The organism is Aeromonas sp. S2(2024) (assembly GCF_041402505.1).
GTDB lineage: Bacteria > Pseudomonadota > Gammaproteobacteria > Enterobacterales > Aeromonadaceae > Aeromonas > Aeromonas media.
Map to the genome: position 1 here is coordinate 1 of NZ_JBGLRL010000006.1, position 23,490 is coordinate 23,490.

The 23,490-nt window shown below is 56.6% G+C and carries 16 protein-coding genes and 3 tRNA genes; 12 read left to right on the top strand and 7 right to left on the bottom strand.

Annotated elements, in window-relative coordinates:
- Positions 1 to 175 precede the first annotated feature (175 nt).
- From ACB039_RS08145 to ACB039_RS08180, 8 genes are all read left to right on the top strand, one after another.
- A complete protein-coding gene (locus ACB039_RS08145; RefSeq protein WP_371165459.1) occupies positions 176 to 523 on the top strand; it encodes a DNA translocase FtsK in 348 nt (115 codons plus the stop codon).
- A gap of 45 nt (positions 524 to 568) precedes the next feature.
- On the top strand, positions 569 to 1,144 hold the full coding sequence (locus tag ACB039_RS08150) for a hypothetical protein (protein ID WP_371165460.1): 576 nt from the start codon (positions 569 to 571) through the stop codon (positions 1,142 to 1,144).
- Positions 1,145 to 2,175: 1,031 nt separating this feature from the next.
- A protein-coding gene (locus tag ACB039_RS08155) for an IS3 family transposase (protein WP_371165461.1) occupies positions 2,176 to 3,263 on the top strand; the annotation gives its coding sequence in 2 pieces (ribosomal slippage) (positions 2,176 to 2,428 and positions 2,428 to 3,263; 1,089 coding nt in all).
- Positions 3,264 to 3,395: 132 nt separating this feature from the next.
- Complete coding sequence (locus ACB039_RS08160; RefSeq protein WP_371165462.1) at positions 3,396 to 3,683, top strand: hypothetical protein; 288 nt, start codon at positions 3,396 to 3,398, stop codon at positions 3,681 to 3,683.
- Positions 3,684 to 3,968: 285 nt separating this feature from the next.
- Positions 3,969 to 5,096, top strand: a complete 1,128-nt coding sequence (locus tag ACB039_RS08165) for a hypothetical protein (RefSeq protein ID WP_371165463.1) — start codon at positions 3,969 to 3,971, stop codon at positions 5,094 to 5,096.
- On the top strand, positions 5,093 to 7,039 hold the full coding sequence (locus ACB039_RS08170) for a hypothetical protein (protein WP_371165464.1): 1,947 nt from the start codon (positions 5,093 to 5,095) through the stop codon (positions 7,037 to 7,039). The genes ACB039_RS08165 and ACB039_RS08170 overlap by 4 nt, the downstream gene beginning before the upstream one ends.
- Before the next feature lie 14 nt (positions 7,040 to 7,053).
- Positions 7,054 to 10,872, top strand: a complete 3,819-nt coding sequence (locus ACB039_RS08175; RefSeq protein WP_371165465.1) for a DEAD/DEAH box helicase family protein — start codon at positions 7,054 to 7,056, stop codon at positions 10,870 to 10,872.
- A 682-nt stretch (positions 10,873 to 11,554) separates the two neighbouring features.
- Positions 11,555 to 12,865 carry a hypothetical protein gene (locus tag ACB039_RS08180; protein ID WP_371165466.1) on the top strand — a complete coding sequence of 437 codons (1,311 nt, stop codon included), beginning with the start codon at positions 11,555 to 11,557 and terminating at the stop codon, positions 12,863 to 12,865.
- A 293-nt stretch (positions 12,866 to 13,158) separates the two neighbouring features.
- Here the strand turns inward: ACB039_RS08180 and ACB039_RS08185 are convergent.
- From ACB039_RS08185 to ACB039_RS08195, 3 genes are all read right to left on the bottom strand, one after another.
- Positions 13,159 to 13,234, bottom strand: a tRNA-His gene (locus tag ACB039_RS08185).
- 123 nt (positions 13,235 to 13,357) lie between these two features.
- Positions 13,358 to 13,434: transfer RNA gene (locus ACB039_RS08190), tRNA-Arg, on the bottom strand.
- Positions 13,435 to 13,470: 36 nt separating this feature from the next.
- Positions 13,471 to 13,547: transfer RNA gene (locus ACB039_RS08195), tRNA-Pro, on the bottom strand.
- A gap of 203 nt (positions 13,548 to 13,750) precedes the next feature.
- Here ACB039_RS08195 and folD point away from each other — a divergent pair.
- On the top strand, positions 13,751 to 14,608 hold the full coding sequence (gene folD / locus ACB039_RS08200; protein WP_005326697.1) for a bifunctional methylenetetrahydrofolate dehydrogenase/methenyltetrahydrofolate cyclohydrolase FolD: 858 nt from the start codon (positions 13,751 to 13,753) through the stop codon (positions 14,606 to 14,608).
- Positions 14,609 to 14,708: 100 nt separating this feature from the next.
- Here folD and ACB039_RS08205 read toward each other — a convergent pair whose 3' ends face one another.
- The 3 genes from ACB039_RS08205 to ACB039_RS08215 form a co-directional block, all read right to left on the bottom strand.
- Complete coding sequence (locus tag ACB039_RS08205; protein WP_226172617.1) at positions 14,709 to 15,872, bottom strand: PLP-dependent aspartate aminotransferase family protein; 1,164 nt, start codon at positions 15,870 to 15,872, stop codon at positions 14,709 to 14,711.
- A 125-nt stretch (positions 15,873 to 15,997) separates the two neighbouring features.
- A complete protein-coding gene (locus ACB039_RS08210; RefSeq protein WP_371165467.1) occupies positions 15,998 to 17,026 on the bottom strand; it encodes an isopenicillin N synthase family dioxygenase in 1,029 nt (342 codons plus the stop codon).
- 397 nt (positions 17,027 to 17,423) lie between these two features.
- Positions 17,424 to 18,062: an NAD(P)-dependent oxidoreductase gene (locus tag ACB039_RS08215; RefSeq protein ID WP_371165468.1), complete on the bottom strand. Its 639-nt coding sequence runs from the start codon at positions 18,060 to 18,062 to the stop codon at positions 17,424 to 17,426.
- 101 nt (positions 18,063 to 18,163) lie between these two features.
- On the opposite strand from ACB039_RS08215, the gene ACB039_RS08220 reads away from it, so the two are divergent.
- Positions 18,164 to 19,066, top strand: coding sequence for a LysR family transcriptional regulator (locus tag ACB039_RS08220; protein WP_371165469.1), 903 nt, complete (start codon positions 18,164 to 18,166; stop codon positions 19,064 to 19,066).
- 59 nt (positions 19,067 to 19,125) lie between these two features.
- On the opposite strand, the gene ACB039_RS08225 is transcribed toward ACB039_RS08220, so the two are convergent.
- Positions 19,126 to 19,866 carry an SDR family oxidoreductase gene (locus ACB039_RS08225; protein WP_371165470.1) on the bottom strand — a complete coding sequence of 247 codons (741 nt, stop codon included), beginning with the start codon at positions 19,864 to 19,866 and terminating at the stop codon, positions 19,126 to 19,128.
- Positions 19,867 to 20,107: 241 nt separating this feature from the next.
- On the opposite strand from ACB039_RS08225, the gene ACB039_RS08230 reads away from it, so the two are divergent.
- Positions 20,108 to 21,019, top strand: coding sequence for a helix-turn-helix domain-containing protein (locus ACB039_RS08230; protein ID WP_371165471.1), 912 nt, complete (start codon positions 20,108 to 20,110; stop codon positions 21,017 to 21,019).
- A 268-nt stretch (positions 21,020 to 21,287) separates the two neighbouring features.
- Positions 21,288 to 23,432 (top strand): TonB-dependent siderophore receptor, encoded by a 2,145-nt coding sequence (locus ACB039_RS08235; protein WP_371165472.1) that lies wholly within the window; start codon positions 21,288 to 21,290, stop codon positions 23,430 to 23,432.
- Positions 23,433 to 23,490 lie beyond the last annotated feature (58 nt).

Genomic DNA, 23,490 nt, shown 5'->3' on the forward strand with positions numbered 1-23,490 from the left:
CCTGATGGATTACTACAACTGGCGGCGTCCACATCAACACAATGACGGGATCGCGCCAGCAAAAGCCGAGGATCGGCCTAACCAAGTGTCCGGATTTAGTTGACCACTACAATACCCGCACACTTGGAATTATATGAGTCTCGAAAAATGAGGGGATCAGTAAGGAGTCACCCTGGTGGCGACAGGTGTTGATATGGAGCGTAAGCCGGATCCCACCCCCTTTTCGAACCCCTATAATGAGGCCCGTAGTGTGGCCAAGTCCCCAGTTATCCCGGTATGGTCTGAGCCAAAGCCATGGGTGGAGTTGAGCGAGCATGACGATTTTGTCGCGAAGTACGAGAAGGCCGTCGCTTTTGTGGTGGAAACTCGCAACTACACAGCCGCCAGCGTGCAGCGTTTGCTTAAAACGAGTTATATTCGGGCGGCGCAGATCGTTGAAAAAATGGAAGAAGAGGGCATCGTTAGTGCTCTGAATGAGAGTGGCAAACGTGAGGTATTGGTACCTAAGCCGGTGCGTGAATAAACGCTGTTTAACTAAAATGTCCAAACCATAATGGATGATGTAATAATGAGCATACAGATACCGGGTGTAAATTCTAAGTACAGTACTGCCGATATTATTTTAGAGCAGAAATTATTGTGTGAAGCCAACATAGATACCATCAGAAAGTTAGCACATGTTCGTACCGAACGGGAAATTAACGATGAGGTGAACAGACGAATACGATTAGCCAATGATTTTCTAGGTATGGCTGGCTCCAGAAAAATGGGCTGCCTTTACCATGAGAAGGAGATGAATAATGTAGATGCTATGTGTGAGCATGTGGTGCCCATGTCAGTGTTAGTTGACTTGTACCATACTGGTAATGAGTCGTTTGAAAAACTGGTGTTGTATCCGATTGCTCGAATCAGCAAAGTATCAGATAATGAATTGAACAGAATTCACCCTCGCAATACTGGATGCAATCTCGAAAATCCATTTCGTCGTTACGAAAAGCCAAGGATACAAATTGTGACGCACACTGGAAAAGATGTAGACCTACATAATTGGTCCATGCGAGATCATTGGAATCTTGTGTTAGAAACTACGGAATTGGAACCCATACTTGAAGTGCTAGAGATTAGGCACCTTATTATCGTTTAGGAAAAATTATATTCAGTCACCAAGCATAATGTTATGCCAATGTAATTTTTCTTAAATGCCAAGAGTTTTTGTTTTGATTGCAGAGGGGTTTATTTGCACATTCCTAGGCAAATGGTATAAAAGTCTTATTTAATTGATTAAACTAAACAGTTTGTTATTTATAATAATTTAGGTGATATTAGTGCAATGAATAAAATAAGTTTCCAGAGCGACTGTGATGGAGCCCCCAATGCAAAAATTAATATTAACAAGCATTCACGATATCCACGAAGCTGCTGAACAAGGCAATGCTTATGTGCAAACTATCTTGGGAGACATGTAACTTGAGGGGTGACGTCGGCGCTGTTCCCGTTATGTGTTGACGAGCCTTTTGGCTCCAATAAGTCATCACAAAAGCAGCTAAAAAGAGACCCAAATAGCCGCATTTTAACCAAATGTGGCTGGGAGTCGGCTCCATTCATATCACTAACTATGGCGAGCCAACCTTCATAAACACCTGTAATAAAGCCAAAAATAGGCACCAATACGTTTCGGGAACAGCGCCGTGAAGTCGGCCGACATCTCCTCCTCTGCCGGACAGCCGCAGTGGCTGTCCGTTACGGACCTCAGCATAGCGAGCTCATCCATCTCGCCGGGCTCCCACCCAGGTGCTGGAGTTCGACGAACACTTCGTTGGCCAGGAATGCCTGGAAGAGGCTACCCTCAATGTCCTGCCCGGAAGAAAACATCCTGGGATCTGCACTTCACCTGGAATCACCTGGCAGCGTGCTAGGCGTTCGCAACAGCGGTCGTCCGGTTCGCTACCACCCCAGATGAGCTGGTGGATCGGCGCAACGACCGGATTGGCGTACCACCAAGCAGAACGCTATTGCATCGCGCATGTGCTCGCAACGCTGCCGTTTGATCGGCTCTCGTTTCCGTTGACCTTGACCCATTCCAACAAGCCGGACTTCCTCCTGGGGTAATCCCCCCGAAAAACCGGGGTGCTCATAAGTAGAATTTTCCCGTACCTTGAATGCAGGAGGTTCTACATGAAAACATCACGGTTTAGCGATGCCCAGATCATCGCCATCCTCAACCACGCTGAGGCGGGCTCACCCGTCCCGGAACTCTGCCGAGAGCATGGCATCAGCACCGCCACCTTCTACAAGTGGCGTTCCAAATTCGGGGGCATGGATGCCTCCCTCATGGCTCGTCTCAAGGAGCTGGAGGACGAGAATCGCCGCCTCAAGAAGATGTACGCCGAGGAGCGCCTCAAGGCTGAGATCATTGCCGAGGCCATGGCAAAAAAGTGGTGACGCCATCTGCCCGTCGGGAGATGGCAACCAAGGCTGTGGCTCACTTCGCCATATCCATTCGCTTGGCATGTCAGGTGTTCAACGTCAGCGAGAGCTGTTATCGCTACCAACCCGTGCTGGCCGATGAAAATCGGGATATTGCCGACTGGTTGCTACGTATCACCGCCAGCCAGCGCAACTGGGGCTTTGGCCTCTGCTTTCTTTATCTGCGCAACGTCAAAGGGTTTGGCTGGAACCACAAGCGGGTGTACCGGATCTATCGGGAATTGGAACTCAATCTGTGGATAAATCCCAGGAAGCGGTTAGTATGCGCCAGACCAGAGACCTTGGCGGTTTCCGAGCAGCCAAACCTCTGCTGGTCAATGGACTTCATGCACGACCAACTGAGCGATGGCCGTTCGGTCCGGCTGTTTAATGTGATCGATGACTTTAATCGCGAGGCGCTGTGTATCGAGGTGGATTTCTCCTTGCCTGCGTCCCGGGTCAAGCGGGCACTGGAGCAAATAATCGCATGGCGCGGCAGGCCAGCGATGATCCGCTGCGATAACGGTCCGGAGTACATCAGTGAAGAGCTGAAAAGATGGGCTGAAAAACAGGAGATCCGGCTTGGATATATCCAACCGGGAAACCCGCAGCAGAACGCGTATATCGAACGGTTTAACCGAACGGTACGCTACGACTGGCTGGGTCATCACCTGTTTGAGTCACTGAACGAGTTACAGGTATTTGCAACAGAATGGCAGTGGATTTATAACCATGAGCGGCCCAATATGGCGCTGGGTGGTTATACACCGAAGCAGCACTTGGCGCAGGCCGCATGAACTCTACTTTTGAATGCCCCTAAAAATGGGGGGATTACCGCTTTATCCTTAATTGGGCGTAATTTTTCTGTGCAGCCTTACCCACACCGTGGGGATGTTTCATTCCTCCACTCTCACTAGAAGGAGCATGGTATGCCCATTGGCAAGAGCGGTCTCGGCCTCATCCAGTCCGAGGAAGAGAAGTTGGTATCCGAAAAGTTCACGGCAACTCAAGTCCAGTTTCACACCCCGATCTGCAATACCTGTAAATGGCGTGACGGTTCTGCGGTTGTGCCTCGCCACTGCTTAGCTTTCCCCGAAGGTATTCCCATCTCGATCACGATGGGCGAGGTGGATCACACCAAGCCCTACGAGGGGGACAATGGGCTGCAGTATGAGGAAGGCAATCCAGAAGACATTGATTTCGGTGATAACACCTAGGTGAACTACCGTGGACAAGCTAACCTCCGAAGAGTCCAGAGCAGCCGCCATGGCTATTCAGGGTATGAGCAACTGAGGTGTCCTGACAAGTGCAGCGGAGAGTCGATCTGACGCAGCTTCGCTTGTTGATTTGATAGCTAGATTCGGTCAAATTGGCGCTACATCGTGCATTCTTTGCCACGCCGAGATAAAAATTACATGCTGACAGTCCTTTCACTTATGGATGAGCGCTCGCGACCCAAAGGTTCGCGAGACCCCTTGGGAATAGAAGCAGTCTGGAGCTTTATGGGGCGAAAGGTGGTAGGTAACCTGACCACCGTCACGAGCAACCTCGATAACTTCATGGTCGGCTTGCTGTGCTGCGCATATGCAAGCACCAGCACAGATCAGCTGGAGCTAATCCAGATTAACTACCAGCGAGCCGAACAACTGGCGGCCTACCTTCGCCTGGCTGCTGGAAACGAAAACTTCCTGGGCATTACTCGGGCTAAGGCTAACTTCAAGAGTGGCCAAATACCATTGGGTGAGGCTGAGTCTGCACAGATTCTGAGTAACCAATTGAGCTCCGGACTATGGGGTTTGTACTCCACGGCCATGCAAGTAGCTGGCTTGATAGCGGGCCCTGAGCGGCGATTGACCGACCAAGGTCGAGCGTTGGTTGCTGAAATGGTCACTTGCATGGGCGAAGATCAGTGGCAGTCATTCAATGTCCTGGCACAAAGCAGCCAAGTCAGCATGACTGATGTCGAAGCCCTTGCTTTCGCGTTCAATCGCATGTTGCACAACACCCAGCTGCGTCGCGCTGTGGTGGATGCACTGCTCAATTGGCAAAGCGCAAAACCATTGCAACTGGAACTCTACAGCAGGGCAACGGATTATCTGAGTCATTTCAGTGGGGATATCCGTGTTCCTGTTTTCTGTAAGTGGCTACAGGAACGGACAGAAACCAGTGATGCACTGCGGGAGACGATCATTCAAATCCAGTCCCTGGAGCCGTTGCTTGTGCTTGCAGCCACGTTGATGGAGTGGCTGCAAGGCCAGAAAGGCAGTGACCGTGCTGCGCTGCTCGATGTCCTTAAGCCACGTCTGGAAGGTCTGAGTTTTTCAGGTGTCTGGCAGGAGGTGGCTAAGCTCCCGCATCGTGGTTTCCTGTCCCGTCTTTTCGAATCGGGCAATGCACATGACGCAGATGCCTTGATCAGCTGTGTACTGGAGCAAAACAAGCTCGTAATGCAACAACGAGGTGGCGCCGCTTGGATTGAGTGGCGAGGCGATGCCTTGAGAGTGCGCGTTGCCAATGACCGCGTATCTATTCCGGAGTCCCTAGACTTGCACTGCCATAGACATGATGGATGGCGAAATAGCTATTTCATCAGCTCGTTTTTACAGATTGCCAGGCAGGCCGTGAAATGAAATCTATGACCATTAGCGAGGCTTTTCGCACAGCAATTGGCGAGCGAGAGGTTGTGCAGGCGTTCTTCAGCACGTACAGCTTTGAGCCTGATTTTTTTGAGCTCGAAGTACTGCCGCTGCTACTGGGAAACCCTGCGCTATCAAGCAACGAGTCGATCCGCTATGACCAATTGCAGAGCCTCATGCATCAGCACGCAGTTCGCTTGGCAGTGGTTTATGACCTGAGCGTGTTTGATCCTCAGCTGGCACCCAAGCTTGAGGTTGACTACTTGCCCATGCGAGTTGGCGGTGCCTGCCAACACGCCAAGCTTATGGTGTTGGTTGTTCGTGACAGCCAGTCCCAGCAACAGAGCATTGTCCTAGGGGCTGGCTCGTTCAACCTGACCAAAGCTGGCTGGTGGGAGAACCTTGAGGTCGGTCATTGGGTTGAACTTCGCGAAGGTTTTGCGCCCGGCAACATCCATAGACCACTGCTCGAAGCGCTACGTTTTTACCAAGCCCAAACTCTTTCTCCAGTGTTGGAGGCAATCCTTGGCGTGGCGCAAACATTTGAAGCGTCTGCTGACGATCCGAGTTGCAGCTTTTACTTCTCAGGCAGTGGCACAGGGCGAACGGACTTCGATGCATTCATTGCCGGACACACCGATGCTGGGGCACCGCTGGAGGTCATCAGCCCGTTTTTCGCTGCAGAAGGTGACAACCGAACCATCGTCGATTTTCTGAGGCGCTGCCCATCTGTCACCGTGCTCTTACCGCTGGATGAGCACGGTCAGGCGCTGGTAGATCGACAATCGGTGTACGAGGCCCTACCGGGCGAAACGATCTCGTGGGGGCGCTGGGCTGAGTCCGTTCGCAAGAGCCACCTCGGTAGCTACCGGCGGCTGCATGCCAAGATCTACCAATCTCTGGGAACAGATCCTTGGTCTTTTGTTGGCTCAGTCAACCTGAGTTTCAAAGCCTTTCGGCAAAATGTGGAAGCAGGATTTTTGCTAAAGAAGCATACCGTAGAGGCTCTACTGGCTCCTCTGCAAACACCACCAGATAGCTTTAAGGTTGAGCCAGAAGCCAATAGTCAAAGCGATTCTGGCAATCAGGAAATGCCCCCTATTCAGGCTCTGTTCGATTGGCTGAACGAGACCTTGCATGTATTCAGCCCGCAGGCCGGTTCGCTCGCATTGCTCAATAGCGCCTCTGAGATCTTGCTCGGCGTGCAACTCGATGGAGTGGACGAGCAGCTTATCTCTGCTTCTCAATTGAAGCAGCACCTGCAACGTTCGTCACTGATGCATGCGCAATGGCAGTCGGATAAAAAATTAGCCAACGGTACGGTGTTGATCTCACAGCGCAACCTCTTCCGTAGGCCGACTCATCTACCGCCGCTGGATTTGCAGGCACTGCTCAGGATTTTCATTGGCATGCATGAGTCCCGCCGCCTAGCCTTGTTTGGCGATCTGGCAGTTCGTCTTCTCCATGCCAGTCAAGATGAGGGCCTTCAGGATGAGTTTTTGCCTGAGCTCACAGCTGATGAAGCGTTTGAGAGTTTCTTTGCCGAGTTCTCCCAAGTAAACGGGGCATTCTGGGCGTTGGCTGAGCGCTTAGAAAAGGCAGAGCAGGCAGGTGACGTGCAGACCTTGGCTTACTACCTCAAGGGCCATCAACCTGACTCCCTTCGCATGCTGCTTGAGACCATCGCTATGGCGAACCCGACCAGCAAAGCGCCCTCGCTTATCGTTCGTTATCTGACGTTGCTTAGCGTTGCCGATCTGCTGAAACGCTTTGCCAAGCATACTGATGAGACCTTGCTCAATGACGCAGAAAAAGCACTCTCATCCTTGGAACAGAATGAGCTTCTGACACAGCTTGATGGCACGAAGGGTGAGCAGTTTCTGCACTGGTTTAAAGCCAAATTTTTTGAGCCTGTCGCAAAGATGACGCTCAAATAGGGAAGGGAATCGTTTTGAAACGGATTGACCAAGGCACTGCTGCGAGCTTGATTGATTTTTCCGCTGGCAAGAAAGAACTACAGTTGCTGGCAGCGCAACAGCTAGAGGGGGCAGTTGCACTTCACAACCGATTGGCTGATAACCGGGTAGCCTATCTTGCCGACGAAGTCGGTATGGGGAAGACCTATATTGCTCTGGGTGTGACCGCATTAATGAGGCGTTTCAACCCATCATTGCGCGTGCTTTACCTGCTGCCCAAGAACAATGTGCGCGACAAATGGGTCAAGGACTACAAGAGCTTCATCGAGTACAACTACGTGCCTCGCGACCTTTCAGTAAAGGGGCTTGGTAACCAGCCTGTTGCACCTTACCTGGCTTGCTCTGGGCTACCCGAACTGATTCAGGCGGTCGCCACCAGTAGCACCCGTGACTATTTCATTTGCACATCTGCATTCAGTTTCGCCTTGGGCGAAACCGTCCCCGAACTGCAAGCATCACTGGATCGGTTTGTCCAATTGCTGCCGCATCACGTGGAGGCAGCCGACACACTGAGAGCTGAACTACATGAGGGGCTCTCGGATGAGGAAATTTCAAAGCTGAAGACCGAAGTGAAGGTTGCTTGGGCAAAAGCCTTAAACAGTATCCTTCCACGCTTTGATCTTGTTGTGGTCGATGAGGCGCACAACCTGAAAAAGGGGCTCGATACCAGCTACCGCAATCAGTTACTAGCGATGATTTTGGGCTCAGCCCCTAAAGACCCTAAAGACCCTAAAGACCCTAAAGACCCTAAAGACCCTAAAGATACCAATCGTGTTGGACGCTTGTTATTGCTGTCGGCTACCCCGTTCGACCGTCAACTTAATCATCTGCACAATCAACTCGACCTCTTTGGCCTGTCACAAGAAGCAGCTCTGCCTTCTGGTAACGACTGCACTACTGACGAGGCCCAGTCTGCCCTGGCTCGGCTGATCGTCCGTCGACTCAATGTCATTGAGCTGTGTGGCAAGCGCCATACACGCAACATGTACCGCCATGAGCATCGAACAGGTGTATTGGCTGAAGTGCAGATGACCATCGAGCAGCAACTGTTTGCTGCGCTGATGCAGAAGAAAGTCAGTGAGTACTTGCAGGAAAACTGTGCGGGGCGCTTTGAACTAGGCATGCTGGCCTCTTTTGAGAGCTACCTGCCAGGCGACAAAGACAGAGCCATCGAATTCGATGGGCGGGGTGACCAGCCGAGTGAAGATAGCAAGCGTGACGCTCAGGATCGGCATGTGGTTGAGAGTCTGATTGACGATTTCAATCAGGAGTTCAAGACCACGCCTCCTCACCCAAAGATGAATTGGGTGGCTGAGCAGACGCATCAACTCAGCGTCGAGAAGGGTAAGAAGCAGCTGATCTTTGTGCGCCGGGTCAAGAGCGTTTCAGAGCTCAAATTCAAGTTGGAGCGTGAGTACGACGCATGGCTGAGTGACTATGTGCGAGCGGATTCCGCCGTTGCTTACTGGTTTGATAAGTACAGTTTCCAGGTACCAGTTCGGAATCAGGCACTGACAGATAAGGTAAGAGAGGACGGTGAGGTCGAGACCAGCGATGAAAATTTTTTCACATGGTTCTACAGAGGGAAAAATGCGGATCTGGAGAATGGCGCTGAGCAATTGCAGCCATTGCCCTTCAACTTCAGGAGCGCCCTGGCGCAGAACAGCTACATGTTTGAGCCCAATTGGACTGCGCTATCAGGGATGCCTGCTGTCGCCGATTGCCAGATCCATTGGCAACGGTGGATACAGGGCAACGGAAAACCAAAGCCCACCCCGCAGCTGCGTTTTCGTTTGGCGCAGTACGCTTACCTCAAGACGGTTCAAAGCCAGGGTAGTGATCAGGCCAAGGCTGCTGCGGGGCGCATATTGTCCATCGCGTTTGAAGGCTTCAAAGCCGAGATCGAATTGGCTGATTTGACTGGGCTGCAAGCTGATCTGAAGCGGAGAACATTGTGGGATGTCATGCGATCTTCGACTGAGCTGAATAGTTTGAGCCCCAACTGGGGTGACAACACTATTCAACTACTGGCAGGGCCAAAGGAGCTGGATGCTGAGCGCGGTATTCGCCGGATTTTGACTCACACCGAGCTGTTGGCCGTGGTGTGTCGAATCGATCATCCGTTCATTGATCTCTACTCATTGCGTGGTGCACGCAAAGGAGATGACGAAACGGATGCGGATAGCAATTTGATCACCGGTTTTGCAGAGCTTCTCGTGAAACAGCGTCGCTCAGGTGCAGGCTTTAGCTCGTTTCAAATCCTGCATGATATTGCCACCAACCTGGATCTGCTCATCAAGCTCAATTTCGCCGATGCGTACCATACCTCGGCAGACAAATTGACCCGCTACCTGACGGCTCAACTCAATCCCTTGTCGCCAGTGAGCGGGGCTACGGGGGAAAACAGCGCCAATCGTTCCCCGTTGGCCCGTAAGTTTAGGATGCCCGGTTACCCGCGCGTTTTGGTCTCAACGGATGTATTTCAGGAAGGAGAGGATCTCCACACCTTCTGCGACAGCATTCAGCATTACGGCATCTCAGCCAGTCCAATTGCGCTGGAGCAGAAGGTTGGGCGGGTTGACCGAATTGCATCCATGGCGCATCGAGGCATGGTCAGTGCCGGTGAGCAATATCAGCAGCACTTCATTCAAGTGACCTACCCGCATATTCGAGAGAGCCTTGAGTTTTTTCAGGTTCGGCAGGCATCAGCCAACCTGAACGCTTTTCAGCGCTCACTGCATACTCTGGGCGATAGCGACGTTGCATTCCGGCAAGACATCGACCTGCGCCAGCAGTTGGCCAGCGCAAATGCCATCGAACCACAAATTACCGAGCAGCTTGAGAGCCTATTTAGGATCAGCTCGTATGACCTAGAGGGTGGGGACTTCAGTGATTCACTGGAGTCAGAACAGGATGGTGTTGACCGCCGCCTGGTTCACGTGCGCAATCAAGTCGAGCACTGCTTAATCCGGTTTAACCATTCGACCGAGTTGGTACGTCTGCAAGAGACTACGAATGGGTGGAGCTGGGACGGTAGTAACGGCTCGGTGCCGGCCACATTCCAGGTGCGTAGTGCCAAGGGGTTAGCCGAGCTTCTGATATCTGCGACAGCAGTTCAAGAAACTGCGTGCCCTCCCAGCGAAGCAGTCTCATACAGTCGAGTGGATTGGCTGCGAGATTTGCAACAGGATCCGCTTGTTCGATTGCAGTGGTGTGACTTTGACTCGGCCACTGGAGAGGTGACATTCAGGCGCAACGCAGAGGTCTACGCGGGCGGTGAAGAGGTGCTGATCAGCATCGAGGTGGATGACATCTATCAGCGGGTATTGGGAGCTGTAGGGGAAGAGGGTACGTCCAGTGGGCAATGCGAAGAGATCCCATACAAGATCAGGTCGCTCTGCAAGCAAAATGATCGAGTCAGCATCAGCGAGCAGGGCGAAGGATGCCTTTTATTTACCTTCCATCATGAGGGGCGACAGCAGCCGGTTAAATGGTGGCTTAGCGGCTCGCATGTGTTTTTCTCTTCGGTCGTGCTGGATAACCAGCACACCTTGGCACTCGCAGAGGCAGGTGAAACCGTTGCTGACTGCCCACTGGTCACACACACGCTAAAGCGTAATCTGGCTTTCGATCTGGTGGATTTCCACGTTGATCATCTCGGCCAGTTGGCAGTGAGAGCGTGTCACCCTGTGTCTCACCTAAACAGTGAGGAGCTGGAGTTCATTGCGTGCTCCGTTGCTTCAGAGTCGGATCGCCTGGAGCAGATTCTGCTTGGATTAGTTGGCAGTGACTAATTGATGTATCTAATGGGTGGGGGTTGGACAGTGAAATCCAGTAAAAGCGTGGCGGCTCAGTCGTCCAGATAAAGGAATGCCAGGCCGGCTTGCTTACGGCAATCCGTAGCCAGTTCAAGGCTTGGTGGGAGCAGATGGCAAAGGGTTGGCTTAACACAGCACGCAAGAGCATGGCCATGGGCGCCAGGAGGAGCGAACGGTTTTTCAGCTGAACTCCCTGCTGAACTGAAACTGGCTTGACCCAGCATACAAGCCTTACCGACGTGGAGCGTAGCCGTAGTCAATAAGGCATGGCCACGAATACTATATCAGTTCGTTGGAGATCGAGCCGGAGCAAGCCGCCAAGGCGGTACGCCAGCATTGGCACATTGAAAACCAACACACTAGGTACGGGATGTAACCTTCGGAAGACCTGAGACGGATGGGTGACAAGGAGGCGGCAGAGGTGATTGCCCTGATTCGTCGCATCGTGCTGAGCATTGCGCGGCCTAATACGAGGTCAGTCAGCAGGTGGCAAAGATCAAATGCACTTGCTGGTGTGATGATTTTCGAATGGAGATGTTATTGGTGTGATGACAGATACGAATAGCTCGTAATAAGACTAATCCCACCCTGACTTGAGAGTCAACTGATAATCTATTGGGGGTTATTTGGATTCATTTATCGTGGGGAACTAAGGAAAATGCAAGTACCCAAGAGGATTGTGAAGCCTTTTGCTTCTGCCCTAAAGAGCACATATAACCGGGTAATCAGAATTCGCGAACAGATTGAACATCAACTTGTTATTATATCGCGTAAAGAAGTGCTAGTTCGAGAATGGACAGAAAATCTGTTGGGAAAGGCAGCCTCGCTGTATCCGGGTCATGATGTGTCGTCATACCCGGTGCAAACTCGTATGCAGAGGGATTTAGATTCACTTGAGTATTACCGCAGCGAGTTGAAGGGGAATTTGAGCCGGTACTTAACAGGCATGCAGGAAATCGAGCGTACAATTAATTATATTATCGATGAGACCCGTTCTGGTTTGCATGCTGGGCAAACAGTTCCTTGGCCGACTAAACCTAAAGAGTTCATCGACGATCCATGGCCCATTCATTGGCCATCTCGGTTATCTCCACTTGAGAGTGAAGTAAAGGATAAGGTGGCGTATTCATTCAATATGAACTATTCATTGCCATCACGACGACAACCATTGCCAACAGAATTTACGCTTGTAATTGCTGAAGAAGAGGTAAAACTCCATGCTCGCTATGAGGAAGGAATAAAACCATTTACCTCAGCATTAGGAAAGTATTTAAAAGGAAATCTATATTTTCGAGAGGTAGCCATAACAGAAGCGATGCGTTGTGGTATATATTGGCCAGAACTAGACGAACATTATTACGATTGGGAAGCCCCTTTTTTTCAAGATGATAATCTTTCTAGATGGGAAGCATTTGCTAGGCGCGAAGAGTTGGCTGACATTCTGGCTGTTGTCTCTCCTGAAACAGGTAGTTGGTATCTTGATCATAGGGCAAGTATGCTAACGCTACCTATCGGATTGGATAGCCAGATTTTTGAAGAACTCATTGCAGCAGATCTATTTCAGTGGGGACTTAGTATGCCTCCCATGGAAATGTTACGTCACTTGCCTTTCTCAAACGTGAGGTCACTATTTACACTTGGAGCATTATCAAGTCCAAATGGATTTGACGCTGCCGTTGAAAAATATAACGCATTGGTTATTTCTTATGGTGAGGAGAAGCTAAAACGAAAAATTAACGACTATGTTGATATGTCAAGAGTAATTGTATTCAAAGAATTTGATGGTTGGAACAAAAAAGATAGTGCTGCACCACGTATCTGCGCGAATATGTTGGTGAAAACATTGCAATTGGTTTATGAGTGTGACGAGGGGCCATTAAAAAAAGCAAAATGGAATAGAGTTTGGAGTGTCAATTACTATCTAGGGAAAGAGCGCATAAGACCAACTGACTTTTATCAAAAAAACTAAGTTTGTTGAAGACCCGGATTTTTACCATTTGCCCTTATGGGCATGAGCATGTTTACAGCCAGAGGCATCGCATCCGCATAGCCTGCTCGGCCTCGTTGTTCGTCAACGCTATCTCGTCGTCTGACATAAACCGCCACAGCATTTCATCATCCCGCAGCAGCGCTGACATCGGCCACGGTAGCGTTAGGGGGCAAAAACAAAAAACCGGCGCAAGCCGGTTTGGTGCTGCCCGAAGGGCATAGCGTCAGCCAGGCTGACGGTCTGTGAGTTGCGAGCAATTCAACAGAAAATAATGGGGTGGCTGATGGGGCTCGAACCCACGACAACCGGAATCACAATCCGGGACTCTACCAACTGAGCTACAGCCACCACTGAAATCATCGCCATTTGTGCCTGCCAAGGCATTGCCAAAGGCATCAGTCCAGAAACCAATAAGACGGTTAAAATACACCATCTCAATCAATAACCAACTGATTTTAAACACATTTAAAATGGCGCGCCCTGCAGGATTCGAACCTGCGACCCACGGCTTAGAAGGCCGTTGCTCTATCCGACTGAGCTAAGGGCGCTCTGTATCGAGCCGCCACAAGACGTCTCGATGAACCTGGTCGGTGATAAAGGATTCGAACCTTTGACCCTCTGGTCCCAAACCAGATGCGCTACCGGGCTGCGCTAATCACCGAAATCTCATCGTCCAGCATACCGGGGGCGGTACGACTGGGCAACGGGCGGGCATCATACCCAAGCGTCAAAGTCAGCGTCAACGACTTTTTCCACCAGTAAATTCAAATGCCTACTTATTGCCCGCTAGGCGAGAGCCGCTAACACCTGCGCCAAAAAAATGCGACAATGCGCGGCAGTTGAACACATGGTGAGTGAAGAACGATGTCTGCCAAAATCATTGATGGAAAACAGGTTGCGCAAACGATTCGCAATCAGGTCGCCGAACAAGTCCAACAGCGGTTGGCACTGGGCAAGCGGGCACCGGGTCTGGCGGTGATCCTGGTGGGGCTGGATCCGGCGTCCCAGGTCTATGTGGGCAGCAAACGTCGTGCCTGTGAAGAGGTGGGATTTGTCTCGCGCTCCTATGATCTCAGCGCCAATGCGACCCAGGAAGAGTTGCTGGCCCTGATCGACCGGCTCAATGAGGATGCGGAGGTGGACGGCATCCTGGTGCAGTTGCCCCTGCCGGCTCATTGCGACACCACCCAGGTGCTGGAGCGTATTCGTCCCGACAAGGACGTGGATGGTTTCCACCCCTACAACGTGGGTCGTCTGGCACAGCGCATCCCGGCGCTGCGTCCCTGCACCCCCAAGGGGATCATGACCCTGATCGAGGCGACTGGCGTCAAGACCCACGGTCTGCATGCGGTGGTGGTCGGTGCCTCCAACATCGTCGGTCGCCCGATGACGCTGGAGCTGCTGCTGGCGGGTTGCACCACTACTACCTGTCACCGCTTCACCCAGGATCTGGAAGCCCAGGTGCGCCGTGCCGATCTGCTGGTAGTGGCGGTGGGCAAGCCGAACTTCATCCCGGGGGAGTGGGTCAAGCCGGGGGCCCTGGTGATCGACGTGGGGATCAACCGCCTGGCCGACGGCTCCCTGGTGGGGGACGTGGAGTTTGAAACGGCGCGCAATCACGCCGCCTTCATCACCCCTGTGCCCGGTGGCGTGGGGCCCATGACGGTGGCCAGCCTGATGGAGAACACCCTGAGCGCCTGCCAGGATTATCACGACGCCTGAGCAGGGCCCCTTCCCACACCCGGGAATGGATGAGAGAAAGGGAAGGCCTGGCCTTCCCTTTTTTATTGCGCGTGGCGCCGGTCGTGCATGCGGCTGAGGGTCAGATCAGGGCCAGCGCCGCCGCCAGATCGGCGATGAGATCGTCGGCGTCTTCCACCCCGATACTGAAGCGGAGGAGATCGTCGTTGACCCCGGCGGCGAGGCGGCTCGCCTCGTCCATGGCGGCGTGGGTGGTGCTGGCCGGATGGCAGGCCAGGCTCTCGAGATCCCCGAGACTCACCGCCTGTACGAACAGCTGCAGGTTGTCGAGCAGGGTGGCGCAGCGCGCAAAGCCGCCCTCCAGCTCTATGCTCACCATGCCGCCAAAGCCGCTGGCGAAGGCGCCGAGGGCGTCGTGACCCGGATGGCTGGCAAGCCCCGGGTAGATCACCTTCTTCACCGCCGGGTGGGCGGCGAGGAAGTCGGCCACCTTCTGGGCGTTGTGCAGGTGGGCATCCATGCGCAGGGGCAGGGTCTTGACCCCGCGCTGCAGCAGGTAGGCCTCCTGTGGCCCGATGGGGGAGCCAATGTGCTTGAGGGCCACGGTGCGTACCGACTTCATCAGCGCGTGGGAGCCCGCCACCACACCGGCGATGATGTCGCCGTGACCACCGAGGTACTTGGTGCCGCTGTGCATCACCAGATCGATGCCGAGCGCCAGCGGGCGCAGCAGATAGGGGGTGAGGAAGGTGTTGTCACAGACGCTGATGGCGCCCACCTTGCGGGCCGCTTCCACCACCACCCGGGGATCCACCACCTTGAGGGTGGGGTTGGTCAGGGTCTCGAACAGGATCACCCTGGTGGCGGGGTTGATGTTGGCCAGCAGATCCTGATCGCTGTCGTAACTTGTGATGGTGATGCCGGCCCGGCTGAAGGTCTGTTTCAGGAACGCATCGGTGCCGCCGTAGAGGGGGCCGACATAGGCCACTTCATCTCCGCTGCTGGCCAGGGCATAGAGGATGGCGCTCACCGCCGCCATGCCACTCGCCACCACCAGCGCCTCGTCGGCGCCCTCGAGGGCCGCCAGCTTCAGCTCCAGCTCGGCGGTGGTGGGGTTGCCGAAGCGGCTGTAGATAAAGCCCGGGGCCTGGCCTGCGAAGCGCTCCTTGCCCGCCTGGGCATTGACGTAGCTGAAGGTGCTGCTCTGGTAGAGCGGTGTGGTGAGGGCGCCGGTCTGGGGATCGATCCGCTGGCCGCTGTGCACGCTCATGGTCTTGAATTTCATCGTTTTGCTCCGTGGTCGCAAGGCTATGGCGTTGTTGTTCTGGTGTGGAAATCGGTGGACGGGGCCACACTGGCGCCCCTGTCCTGTGGTCGGGATGGCGGCTTGTCGCCACCGCCTTGATGGTGTCAGGCCGGTATCGGCTCCTGCGCTACCCTGTGTTGCTGAGCATAGTGGCGCGCCGCCACATCGGGGTGAGAGCGCAGCCTCCCCTTGAGCACGTTCTCTCCCACCTGATAGAAGAGGGGGTTGGCGGGGTCGCTCTCAGGGCCTTGTGCCTGCGCAGCCAGCTCGGGGGAGAGGGTGAGCAGCGGCACTGTGGCATCGAGCCTCGCCGCCATGAAGAAGGCGCAGGAGAGACGCGAGACCCCGGGGGGCGGGCTCTGCACCCGGTGCAGGGTCGCCTTGAGGTAGCCGTTGGAGGCAAGCTCCAGCAACTCGCCGATATTGACCACCAGGGCGCCGGGCAGGGGCGGCGCGGAAATCCAGCCGCTCGCCGTCTCCACCTCGAGGCCGGAGTGATGGTCCTGCATCACCAGGGTCAGGTAGCCGGGATCCTTGTGGGCGCCGACCCCCTGGCCGCTACCTCCCGCTTCCCGTCCCGGGTAGTGAATGAGCTTCATGTGCTGATAGGGGGCGCCCTGGATGCTCTCATCGAACACCCCGGCCGGTTGCTCCAGCACCTCGGCAAAGGCCGACAGCAGGGTGAGGGTGATATCGCTCAGCCGCGCCTGCCACGCCAGCAGTTGTGTCTTCATCTCGGGCAGGGCGGCGGGCCACTGGTTGGGGCCGATCAGTCGCTGCCAAGGCTCACGGATCTGCGCCGAAGGCAGGGCCTGCTCCTCGTTCATGACGTCGAACTGCTCCCGCCTGTCCGGCCGCTCCCGGGTGAGTTCGGCCCCCACCAGGTTGTAGCCACGAAAGTGAGGGGAGTGCACCATCTGCACCGCCAGCTTCTCCTGCAGGGGCAGGGCGAAGAAGCGGGCCGCCAGCGCCAGGGTATCCCGTTGCTGCGCTTCGCTCAGACCATGGCCTGTCAGATAGAAGAAGCCGATGTCGCGGGCCGCCCGGCCAAGCTTGGCCAGCATCTGGCGACGTTGCTCGGGGGCGCCATTGATCGCGGCATAGTCGATGATGGGCAGTGATGAATGTTCCATGTGCATCTCCTCACTTGCCGGATGTCGGGTGCAGTCCCGAGGATCCGGTACAAAGACGGCGGTGTGGCTCGTGGCAGGACTCGGGTCCGTGGCTCACGATGGCACCATTTGGGTTTAAGGGGATGCTACTGTTCGGGGTTATAAGGTGGAAGCAACAAAATATTCTTAGTTATATACAAAAGTCGAAATAGAATTCGATCTCTTTGGGGCAGCCTGTCGATTGCACGGAGAAAATGCGCCCCTGGCGATCGCCTTGCCCATGAATCCTCCAGGGGCAGGGAAGGCGCAGTGCCCGCGGGAGGCGAATGAACAAAGGGGAGGCATCAGCCTCCCCTTGGGTAGTGTGGCGCAGAGGATAGAGGGCGAGCGCCCGCCCAGCGCGCCCAGATCAGCCTCTTCAGTAACCCAGAGTGAAGCGCTGGCGCAGGTGAGCCGGTGTTTCCGCCTCGTTCAACACCCCATCCGCCAGATCCCCGACTGTGATGCCGGCAGGATTGTCGCCGCTAAAGAGCACCTGATCGCCCCCGAGACGGTAGCCGCCGCGCTTCTCGCCGGGTTCGAGGAACACCGGCGGGGAGACAAAACGCCAGTCGAGGGTCGTTTCGCGGCGAAGCGCCGTGAGACCGTCGCGGGCCGCGAGCGCCCCTTGCTTCCACTCGGCCGGGAAGTCCGGGGTATCCACCAGCTGCACCCCGGGGGCTATCTCCAGGCTGCCGGCACCGCCGACCACCAGCAGCCAGCTGTGGGCGGCGTTGGCTGCCTCGACGATGGCGCTGGCGCCCTTGAGGTACTGATCATGGATATCCGGGGCACTCCAGCCCGGGTTGTAGGCGCTGATCACCCTATCGTGCCCCTTGAGCACATCGGCCAGCGCCTGCGGGTCCTGGGCATCGACCGCCACTGTGGTGACCTGCGGATGGGCGGCGACCTTGCTGACGTCACGCACGATGGCGGTGACGTGATGGCCACGGCTGACGGCCTCATTGAGGATGGCTGAACCGACAAAACCGCTGGCACCTATGAGGGCAATCTTCATGAATATCTCTCCTTCACTGTGGGAATGGGGCTATCCTACGCCCCTGGATGTGATTTAATAATCCTCTGTAAATTGCGTTCACTTGTAAGCTGGATTTAATAATGGATCAGCTCAGACGTTACGCCATCTTCGCCGCCGTGGTGGAGGCGGGCACCATGACGGGGGCCGCCAAGGCCCTCGGCATGACCCCCTCCGCCGTCAGCCAGCACATCGGCCAGCTGGAGAGCCTGCTCGGCCTCACCCTGCTGCATCGCTCCACCCGTCGCCTCAGTCTGACCGAGGCGGGGGAGGTGGTGTGGCAGGGGTGCCAGTCCCTGCAACAGACCCTCAACCAGACCGAGCTGCGCCTGTCGGAAGTGCGCGACAGCCTGCTCGGGGAGGTGCGGATCACCGCGCCCGTGGGGATGGCGGGCCAGCCGCTGGCGCTGGCCTTGTCGCCCCTGCTGCAGGCCCATCCTGGCCTGTGCATCCAGATCATCGCCGACGACGAGAAGCGGGATCTCATTGCCGAGCGCATCGACGTGGCGCTGCGGGTCGGCTCCCTGCCGGACTCCACTCTGGTGGCCCGCAAGCTGGGCCAGACCCGGATGCTGCTGTGCGCCGCCCCCGCCTACCTGGCGCGCAAGGGGACGCCGCGCACCCCGGCAGAGCTGGCCGCGCACGACTGGCTCTGCGGCGACATGCTGGGGAGCGGCTTGCTGCTCCTTGACGAAAAGGGGGGCGAGCACAGGGTGAGGTGCAAACCCAGGGTGCAATGCAACAACGTGCTGCCCCTGCGCCAGTTTGCCCTGGCGGGGCAGGGGATCTCCCTGCAACCCGAGGGGGAAGTTGCTGAGGATCTCGCCCAGGGCCGCCTGCTCGCCTTGCTGCCAGGCTTTCGGGTGCCGCCCATGGAGATCCACGCCATCACACCCCAGCGGGAGATCCCGGAAAAGGTGCGCCGGGTGATCACCGCCCTGCGCAGCCACTTCGCCGAGCCGACGGGTACGGCGCGCCTCTTGTAGCAGGCCAAAAGCAGGGGGCAGCCCGTTGGCTGCCCCCTGTGGATCCTGCTTATCCCGCATTACCTCATGTAGAGGCCGCCGTTGATGGCCAGGGTCTCCCCCGTGATATAGGCCCCCGCTTCGCTGGCGAGGAAAGCCACGGCGGCGGCAATCTCCTCCGGTTTGGCGAGGCGACGCATGGGAATGTCGGCCTTGATGCTGTCTAGGATGTCGCTGCGGATCGCCTCCACCATGGGGGTGGCGGTGTAGCCGGGGGCGATGGCGTTGACCGTGACCCCGAAGCGGGCGCCTTCCGCCGCCAGCGCCTTGGTGAAGCCCAGCATGCCTGCCTTGGCCGCCGAGTAGTTGACCTGACCGAACTGCCCCTTCTGGCCGTTGACCGAGGAGATGTTGATGATGCGGGCATCGCGCTGCTCGCACATGGCGTCGAACAGCGGCTGGGTCACGTTGTAGAGGCTGCACAGATTGGTGTGGATCACCTCGAACCACTGATCCGGCACCATCCGCTTGAAGGCCCCATCCCGGGTGATGCCGGCGTTGTTGACCAGCACGTCCACCCGGCCCTCCTCCTGCAGCAGGCGGCCCAGGGTCTCGCGGCACATGGCGGTGTCGGCTACATCCAGCGCCAGCAGCCGCACCCGATCCGGCTGATACCCCTGCTCCTGGTACCACTCCCGTGCAGCGGCGGCATTGATGCTGGAGTGGGTGGCGATGATGCGATACCCCTGGGCCAGCAAGGCGGTGGTGATGGCGGATCCGATGCCGCCCCGGGCTCCGGTGATCAAGGCAATCTTCTTCATGGTTGCACTCCCTGCAATTTGGCTCGAATGAGAGCCAGATGATCGATGCCAGACAACTGATAAATCTGTTTTCAAACAATCTGACAGAGGAAGGCGTCACTTTTGTGACAAGAGGGAGGGCAGACCCCACCAGAAGGGGGAGGTGGCGCCGCCAGCCCCCTTGCTCCCGGCACGGCGGCCATGTTTAATGTGCACTCCTGAACAGAGGCTGATCCTCTGCAGGCAGAGACCAGCACCCGGCATGACAATCACCACATCTTTCGCACCTTCCGACCCGGCGCCACGGACGCGTCCCCATTTCACCCGCATCGAGCGGGTGCTCGACTACATTCACGCCCACCTGGATCAGCCCCTGTCGCTGGAGCAACTGGCCGAGCAGAGCTGCTGGTCGCGCTGGCAGTTGCAGCGGGTCTTCTTGCACGAGACCGGCCAGACGGTGGCCCACTATGTGCGCGAGCTGAAGCTGAGCCTGGCGGCGGAGGCGTTGCTCTCGAGCCGCCAGCGGGTGCTGGATCTGGCGCTGAACCATGGTTTTGGCTCCGAGGTGAGCTTCAGCCGGGCCTTCAAACAGCACTTTGGTTGCTCGCCCCTGGCCTATCGCAAACGGGGCCTGCGGCTGGGGCTGCGTACCCCCCTGGTACGGGTCCCCATGTCGCTGACCAGTCCCCCCAGGCTGGTGCAGGTGCGGGTGGAGAGCCGGCCGGGATTCACCCTGCACGGCGTCAGGGGGGAGATCCGGGGCCTCTTTGCCGAAGACCCGGACTTTCAGCAGACGGTGCCTGCCATCTGGCGTGCCTGGCGCGAGGCGGGGGGGCTGCCATTGACCAGCGAACTGCTTGGCGTGGTGGACGTCTCGGGGGCGGGGGAGCGGCTGCCTTACTGGGCCGGGGTGGCGACAGAGGAGGGGACTGAACCCCTGCCCGGGTTGGCGTGCCTTCGGGTTCCGTCCCAGGAGTATGCGGTGCTGAGCCACCAGGGCCCCATCGAGCAACTGGGGCCGAGTCTCAACTGGTTCATCCAGCACTGGCTGCCCTCCTCCAGCTATCGCGGGCTGGATGGCTTCGAACTGGAACGCTATGCCCCGGGTTTTGACGGTCGGAGGGCGGATGCCTCCATGGAGTACTGGCTACCCATCGTTCCCTGCCCGGGTTGAGCGTGCACGTCTTCACTCAAGTCCCCTATCCCTGGCGAGGCCGCTTGCGGCTGATGGCCGACCCTCTGTGCGCCTGCCAAAGATAGTCATTTGAATTCATGGTCTTTTCTCATCGACATAAGGCGTCGTCGACTGAGGCTAATCTCGCCTGTTTTTCGCCTCTCTGCCCGCCAAGATGCCCCAAATTGTTAATTCAGGGGCAAATTAGCACAATAAAATGCAAATGATATTTGTTACTATTCACATGCAGTAGGCAGTCGAGGATCAGATGCAACTTGTTCACCCCCCATTGACCGTGGTCGCCGCGACCATCTCCGCCCTGTTGGCAGGCTCTGTGCTGGCCGCCACGCCCGGCAGCCAGGACGCAGCGCTTGCCAACGAGACCCTGACCGTGCTCGGTCAGACCTATCGCAACACGGCGACCAAGACCCGGCTTGACCCCATCGAGACGCCCCAGGCGATCTCGGTGGTGGACAGCGAGCCCCTGGAGCAGCGCGGTGTCAGCTCGGTGAGCGAGGCGCTGCGTTACGTGCCCGGCGTCAACACCGAACTGCGAGGCGGGGCGGTCAACCGGCTGGATCTGTTCAACATCCGCGGCTTTGACAACTACCAGAACTTCTATGACGGCCTGTTGCTGCAATACAACGAGTGGAACCTGCAACCCCAGATAGATCCTGTGGCCATAGAGCAGCTGGAGGTGTTCAAGGGGCCAACCTCGGTGCTCTACGGCAGCATGCCCCCCGGCGGCATGGTCAACCTCATTGCCAAGCGCCCTCAGCGGGAGAGCAAGCACAGCGTCAGCGTGGCGACGGGGACGGGCACCCTCAAGGAGATGACCCTCGACAGCACAGGCGCCATCAACGAGCAGCTCGCCTACCGGGTGGTGGGGCTAGCCCGTCAGAAGGAGGGGCAGGCGGTGACCTCCGAAGAGGAGCGCTACGTATTCGCGCCCTCCCTCGACTGGCAGCTGAGTGATCGCACCCTGCTGAACCTCAACCTCTACTACCAGAAGGATCCGCAAGCCGGCATCTACACCACTGTCCCCGCCAGCGGTTCGGTCAAGAGCAACCCCCTGGGGCAGCTTGGCAGCGATACCTTCCTCGGCGACGAGAACTGGAACGAGTACAACCGGGACGTGACCCTGCTCGGCTACAAGCTGAGCCACGACTTCAACGCCAACTGGCAGGTGCTGCAGAATGCCCGCTACATGGATGCCTCCGCCTATCAGCGCAATACCTACAACGCGGCCCTGGCGGCGGACAACCGCACCCTGGCCCGCAACGCTTATCTCACCGATGAGGCGTCCCGTGGTTTTGTCATCGACAACCAGCTGGCGGGCAAGGTGCAGACCGGCGGCGCCCAGCACAACCTGCTGCTCGGGGTCGATTACCAATATCTGGACGCGCGCATCCTCTATCAGGACACGCTCGACTACTCTGCGCCCGCCATCGACATCTTCAACCCGGATCACAACCAGATCCGGCCGGATGCCCTGACCTTCTCCTATGAAGATCGCAAGACCATTCGCCAGTCCCAGACCGGCGTCTATCTGCAGGATCAGGTGCGCCTCGACCGGCTGGTGGCCATCGGTGGCGCCCGCTACGACAGCTACCGGATGGGCACCGACAGCCGCGGCCTCTACCTGGGAGCCGCCAGCCAGTCTCTGGCCCAGATCGATCAGGACAACCTCTCCTTCCGCCTCGGCGCCCTCTATGAGCTGGACTATGGCTTGTCACCCTATGTGAGCTATGCCGAGAGCTTCGAGCCAGTGCCGGGGGCGGACAAGAGCGGCAAGGCGTTCGATCCCGCTACCGGCCACCAGTGGGAGGGGGGGCTCAAGTTCCTCTCCGAGGACATGAGCAAGACGGCCACGATCTCGGCGTTCCATATCACCAAGGAGAATGCCCTGGTGACGGATCCGGACAACGTCTACGGGCCCAAGCTGCAGACCGGCGAAATCGTCTCCAGGGGGATAGAGCTGGAAGGGCGCGCCGATCTCACCAGCCGGCTGGATCTGGCGCTGAGCTATACCCGCCAGGACATGGAGATCACCAAGGACACCACGGATCTGCAGGGCAAGACCCCGGTCTGGGTACCCAAGCAGATGGCCTCCTTGTGGAGCAACTACCTGCCGGGCGGCAGCCTGGAGGGGATGCGGGTCGGTACCGGCCTGCGCTACGTGGGGGAGGCCCAGCTCGATGCCGCCAACACCGATACTGTGCCGGATTATCTGCTGATGGACATGTCCGCCTCCTATGATCTCGCCGCCCTCAGCGCGAGCATGAAGGGGGTGGGGGTATCGCTTAGCGCCAGCAACCTGCTGAACAAGACCTACTACTCCTGCTACGACCAGAACAACTGCTGGTTCGGGGCTGAGCGCAATGTGGAGGCTCGACTCAAATACGTATTCTGACCTTGCGCCCCGGACCTGCGCCGGGGCCCTCTCATCACGGGATACCGGCGCGTGGCGG